Annotated in this window: 5 protein-coding genes; all 5 read right to left on the reverse strand. The window is 28.8% G+C overall.

The window, feature by feature from the left end; genetic code table 11:
- Window positions 1-82: 82 nt before the first annotated feature.
- The 5 genes from BAZSYMA_RS10285 to BAZSYMA_RS01150 all read right to left on the reverse strand — a co-directional run bounded on the left by BAZSYMA_RS10285 (window position 83) and on the right by BAZSYMA_RS01150 (window position 5,088).
- Window positions 83-1,948: a DNA cytosine methyltransferase gene (locus tag BAZSYMA_RS10285; protein ID WP_277621607.1), complete on the reverse strand. Its 1,866-nt coding sequence runs from the start codon at window positions 1,946-1,948 to the stop codon at window positions 83-85.
- Window positions 1,887-2,063 carry a DNA cytosine methyltransferase gene (locus tag BAZSYMA_RS10575; RefSeq protein ID WP_338152901.1) on the reverse strand — a complete coding sequence of 59 codons (177 nt, stop codon included), beginning with the start codon at window positions 2,061-2,063 and terminating at the stop codon, window positions 1,887-1,889. The genes BAZSYMA_RS10285 and BAZSYMA_RS10575 overlap by 62 nt, the downstream gene beginning before the upstream one ends.
- A 137-nt stretch (window positions 2,064-2,200) precedes the next feature.
- Window positions 2,201-4,072: an ATP-binding protein gene (locus BAZSYMA_RS01140; RefSeq protein WP_090714713.1), complete on the reverse strand. Its 1,872-nt coding sequence runs from the start codon at window positions 4,070-4,072 to the stop codon at window positions 2,201-2,203.
- A gap of 1 nt (window position 4,073) precedes the next feature.
- The gene (locus BAZSYMA_RS01145; RefSeq protein ID WP_090714716.1) at window positions 4,074-4,943 is read right to left on the reverse strand and encodes an SIR2 family protein; all 870 of its coding nucleotides are present in this window, start codon (window positions 4,941-4,943) and stop codon (window positions 4,074-4,076) included.
- Window positions 4,909-5,088: a hypothetical protein gene (locus BAZSYMA_RS01150; protein ID WP_090714719.1), complete on the reverse strand. Its 180-nt coding sequence runs from the start codon at window positions 5,086-5,088 to the stop codon at window positions 4,909-4,911. The genes BAZSYMA_RS01145 and BAZSYMA_RS01150 overlap by 35 nt, the downstream gene beginning before the upstream one ends.
- Window positions 5,089-5,223 lie beyond the last annotated feature (135 nt).

Raw genomic sequence — 5,223 nt, forward strand, 5'->3', positions numbered from 1 at the left:
CAGTTTATAATCCTGCATGAGGATAGATTGAAGGATTATGTCTGATTTTTAGAGAGGACTTTACACAATCTGGTTTACAGGGTTAAAACCTTAACTGCATATTTAGTTTGAAATGCATTTGCTTATCATTTTCTAAAATCAAACTTCCATATCTATGTCGTGTTGTTGATGGCGTATCAAATTTAATATTTTCAAACAAATAATCTTCTAGCACCTCTTGTTCTATTATATGAAATGCAACCTGCTCTCCATCATCTTTGACTACTATGGTTCCTTTGGCGTTATAGTGACCATCCCATTTTTTACCTGCAAAAAATCCCAGTAAAATTGCAACTAGTAGGCGTTTTATTTTTATTTCAAGAGACTGAAAATCTTCTGCGTTAGCAGTATTTAGATTTTTGGCGGATATTACTTCTTGTATATTTTTCTTTATTGAAGAGATTCTGTTCACAAAAAACTCTATCAACATTTTAGAAATAATTTCAGGCATATTACTGTCAATTAATTCTAAATTATATCTCATTGTGTCCCTTTCAATTTTGAAAAATTCTAATTCCCCTCCAAGTTTATATATTTTTTCAATACGGTCTTTTAATTTAGTTCTTGTGTTGATTGCGTTAATTTCGTCTAAGTATTTAGATGGTAGATTTTTAACCTTAAAAATAAAGTTAGTATTTCCAGACGCATTTAATAACGTTGGCTTACTCCCTAAATAAGATTTAATACCAAAACCTTCATCTTTTTTATTGATACTTGAATTTTCAATATCTAATATTATGTCCGCTTTTTGGTTACTATTTCCACCTTTAATAATCGTCACCCCTAATTGATTTTGCAATATATCAAATTCAGGAATATTAAAAGCCCCTTTACCTTTTTTAATTATAGAAGCCCAATTTTTTAACAATTTTTTATTTAAAAACTCTAAAACTAATACCTCTTTTTCCTCTCCTGTTTTTTCATTTTTTACAATAACTTTGTCTCCAGATTCTAAACAACAAGACTGTTCAATATTTAAAGTGGAAACTTTTGTTACTGTTAAATAATTTTCTTTATTGGCGATTAAATCTTTATCAGACATAAACAATTTTTTGTCATTAATAATTTTAAGAAATGAATATAACTCTGTCCATTCTCCTTTATTTTTTGTATTATTATTATTTTCTGTTTTTAATGTAGCCATATAATCTAATAATGTTTTTCCACATTCTCTAATTGCATCAATAGCAACACTATTTCCTAACTGTTTCATTGCTTGGGTATTAGATACAGGGAAATCAAATTCACTGGGAAAACCTTGCATCTTTTTAGCCTGCTCTGGCATTAACTTTTTTACTTCTCCATCAACTAAATATGCATCCCAATTTCTACGGTCGCTTATATTTGAACCTCTTCCACCAACCCTAATAGTAAATCCTACTTCTCTGGAGCACTCACCACCCCAAACATCCGACATATTGAAATTTAATGGCAACTCCTTGGGGAAATCAAAATTTTCAGATTTATCGTCATTTCTAAAGCCAATCATGAATGTTCTCGGTCTTAACTGGGGTAGCCCATAATCAGAAGCTTTCACAACTTTATAATAGAAACTATAACCAAGCTCTTTAGTTAAAACTTCTTGAATTTTTTTAAAAGTTTTTCCATCATCATGTTTCACAATACCCCTGACATTTTCTAGAAAAAACGCTTTTGGTTTTTTTGCTTCTATAATATCTACGATATTGAAAAATAAATTACCTCTTTCAGATTTATGATTATCTGCAAAACCTTTTTTAAATCCTGCCTGGCTAAAAGGTTGGCAAGGAAATCCTGCACATAAAACATCAAAATCTGGAATTTCATCGGGGGATATGGCTCTTATATCGTCATTAAATAATCCATTTTTAAAAATATTTGGGCTTATATCCTTTAAAATTATGTTGGTAGGTTTTTCTTGCCTGCTCATCTATTTCAGATGAAAATACACATTCTCCACCTAAATTATGCATTGCAAGATGAAAACCGCCTATTCCTGAGAATAGGTCTATAAATTTGAATGAATTATTTTTACTAATTGCCATCTTTAATTAATTTTTATACTCAAGGATTGGTACATTAATCCAATGCAGCATTATTGTTTTAAACATCAAATTACCCAAGAAAAATTCTTTCCAATTCTTTAATATACATGTATATATTGCAATTTTTACCATGTGTATTATTTCCACCCTTCAATTAAGTTTATATTATGGCTTTGCGGTTGATTTTCTTCATCTGTGATTTCATTAACTTTAATTACTACTGGGATTTTTGCCATTAATCCCGCCAGAATACATGTTCCAGTTGCTAAATTAGGGATAGAATCAGCAGAAACTTTATCTAAATAAGAAATGGTTTTCTCAACCGCTGATAAATCATTATTATTTATCAGTCTATGTAAAAAATAATTATGTAATTGGGATATAATTGTCGCTGAAATGTCCGATGGTCTTTGACTGGCAATAGTCATAAAAACATTAAATTTACGACCTTCTTTTATTATTTCTTCAAAAGTTTCAAGGCGATAGTCTTTCCACTCTTTGCTTTCTCTATCAGAATTACTGGAAAGAATATTATGCGCCTCATCTACGATTATGTGTAATGAATGGCTTTTATTGTTGTCTTTTTTCTTCTTATCATACAACTCTTTTACTAAAAGCATTGGTAACATTTTACGAATATCCATATTAACATTACGCAGGGAAACAACCGTTAAATTCTTTTCATTTTCATTAGACCCATCGTTCTTTATTGTTAAAACTTTTTCTAAATCTAATATTCGTTTTTCAAGCCTTTTGATAAGAGGAGATAAATGCTCTCTATTTGAAAAACCTCTAATCATTTCATTAAAATATTTTATGATTATTTTTAGTCCTATTTTTTTTATTTGAGATAAGTTGTTAATATCTACCAAGACACGGTTAAAAGCGTCCTTTATTTTTTGCTTAAAACGGGCCTCATCATTAGAAAAAATCTTTTCAAAGCAATAACTATATTTTTCCGTCCCCCCAGTTAGATGGTTTTGAAAATGTTGAGCCACACTTTTTATACTTTCATTATTTAAGAAATTGGCTAACTCGTATAAAAATTCTGTTGGTATTGCTTTATCAATATTTGAACCACTAACAGATGTAGATTGTATTATTAAGTCTTGGATATGAACAATAAAATCAGTATCATTTAACTTGTTTTCTATAAATTTGTCTTTAATTGCCCTCTTGAGAAATGGTTGTTGGGTTTTTTCTGTCGCCTCCAAGAATATAGACCAAAAAGTAGCATTTTCTATTGTAGATTTTGTTATTGGAAATTTATCTCTTTCGTCGTCTTCTCCGATTTCTTTGGTTGTCAAATCGTAAGAATTTTTACTTTCTTTACCAACAATCGCATTTTCAATATATTCACCATTAAAATCAATGATGATAAATTTAGCGTTATTTATAAAGCTTTTATTACCCTTGTATTCTTTAAACAATTGACGATATATCTTTGCTAAAGTATAAGACTTTCCACTACCAGTATTACCGAAAATTCCAATATGACTGGCAAATAATTTATTAATTCCTAGTGATATGTTGACCCCGTCATCAAACTCTAACTGCCCAATTTTTATTGGCTTATCATCACTATCTACAAATTGATGAATATGATTAAATTCTTTTTTGGTAATTAAAAAACAAGTGTTGTCTATTAAAGGCAATTCCTTAATGCCTCTTTCAAATTTACCATTATCTAAATAACCTAAAATTTTAATATTTAGAATCCTGTTAATTTTGTCTTTATTATTTGTGTAATTCTTTTGGCTGTTATCTTTATTTTCCCTGATTAATTCACCTTCAATTTTTCCGATAATTTCTTCAAAGTCTTTTTTAATTTTTACATATCCACCAACGGATATATTTTGAATAATATCGCCTTTATACAAAATAGATGAGGTATTTTTTCCTGTATCAATTCTAACCTTTACTACCTGACCAATAACTTCAATCACACTACCAACTCTAAAAATTGAATTGTCTGCAATATAATCTTCTGTAGTGATTTTATTCGCCATCTTACTGTTGATTAATTTCAGTGCTATCTTCCAATTTTTGATTATCTTTGTTAAGTTGCTTAAAAAAGAAATTATTTATTTTTTCAAAATTATATTTCTCTTCAGTAAGCAGGCGAATGTTATTATTTTTAGCATCGTCTTTCAACTCTTTATAAATATCATTACTATCATCATGCACAAATATATAGATAACACATGTTGGGTTTGTATTTGCAGCTCTTAATGTTAATTCTTTAATGTGTTCATCTGCAAAGGAGAATCCCATAACAAACAAAACACTGTTTTCTTTTTCCAATTCATTGTTATACATTCTGAGTAAATCATAGTGCGTTTCATTTAAAACTGTATCTCTAAATTTCTTTTTTGATGGATTGACAATCATTAGTTTGTCATAATTTTCTTTAAATTTATCATCAGAAGAGTTGCTTATTTCCTTTACTAACTTTAAATCTTTATCTAATTTTATATTTTTATCTTCTGTACACCAAGAAACAGAGCCATGCAGTTTAATGACATTAAATACTGGTATTTCCGAAGTATTTTCATAATGCAGACTAGTTTTATAATAAGATTTCTTAAAATTACCTATACTATATTTAGGATTAAATCTTCCATGAAATCCATCATTAAACTCAATACCTGTGTCTTCTAGAGCAATCTCTGAAAAAATATCAACATTGGTAGTAAATATATTTACCTGCTTTGAGAGTAGGGAAGACTCCCTCTGTAAAATTAATGCATTAATGGTTTTATAAAATTTCTTATATTGCAAAAACTGTTGTGGCAAAGACATGAAAGGTATTGTTAACAAACATATATTCTTACGTATTGATTTTTTAAAATATTCTTTCTTGATTCTTTTTTTTTTCATCTGGATCTCCTGACTCTTCAGCCTCTGACAATTTCTGTTCAATGTTAGTTAGTATTTCCAAAAACGGTGCAGAAACACCAGATCCAATAAGAAAATTTATATTAGCACTCGCTATACTTTTCTTTATATTTTTATCATTATTCATATTTATAAATTATATCATTTTGCTTACCACAATAAGCCTTTTTACCACCCAAAACCTCTAATAACTTTTCAAAATTTCTTATATAGAGGGTCTGTTATAATAATTCTTTAATGTAAGAATTATTTTGTATAATTG

This window comes from Bathymodiolus azoricus thioautotrophic gill symbiont (assembly GCF_001298715.1).
GTDB lineage: Bacteria > Pseudomonadota > Gammaproteobacteria > PS1 > Pseudothioglobaceae > Thiodubiliella.

Bases quoted from the DNA above. Each gene is read 5' to 3' on its own strand.
- BAZSYMA_RS01145 (WP_090714716.1), bottom strand. From the start codon at position 4,943: ATGAAAAAAAAAAGAATCAAGAAAGAATATTTTAAAAAATCAATACGT.
- BAZSYMA_RS10575 (WP_338152901.1), bottom strand. From the start codon at position 2,063: ATGGCAATTAGTAAAAATAATTCATTCAAATTTATAGACCTATTCTCA.
- BAZSYMA_RS01140 (WP_090714713.1), bottom strand. From the start codon at position 4,072: ATGGCGAATAAAATCACTACAGAAGATTATATTGCAGACAATTCAATT.
- BAZSYMA_RS10285 (WP_277621607.1), bottom strand. From the start codon at position 1,948: ATGAGCAGGCAAGAAAAACCTACCAACATAATTTTAAAGGATATAAGC.
- BAZSYMA_RS01150 (WP_090714719.1), bottom strand. From the start codon at position 5,088: ATGAATAATGATAAAAATATAAAGAAAAGTATAGCGAGTGCTAATATA.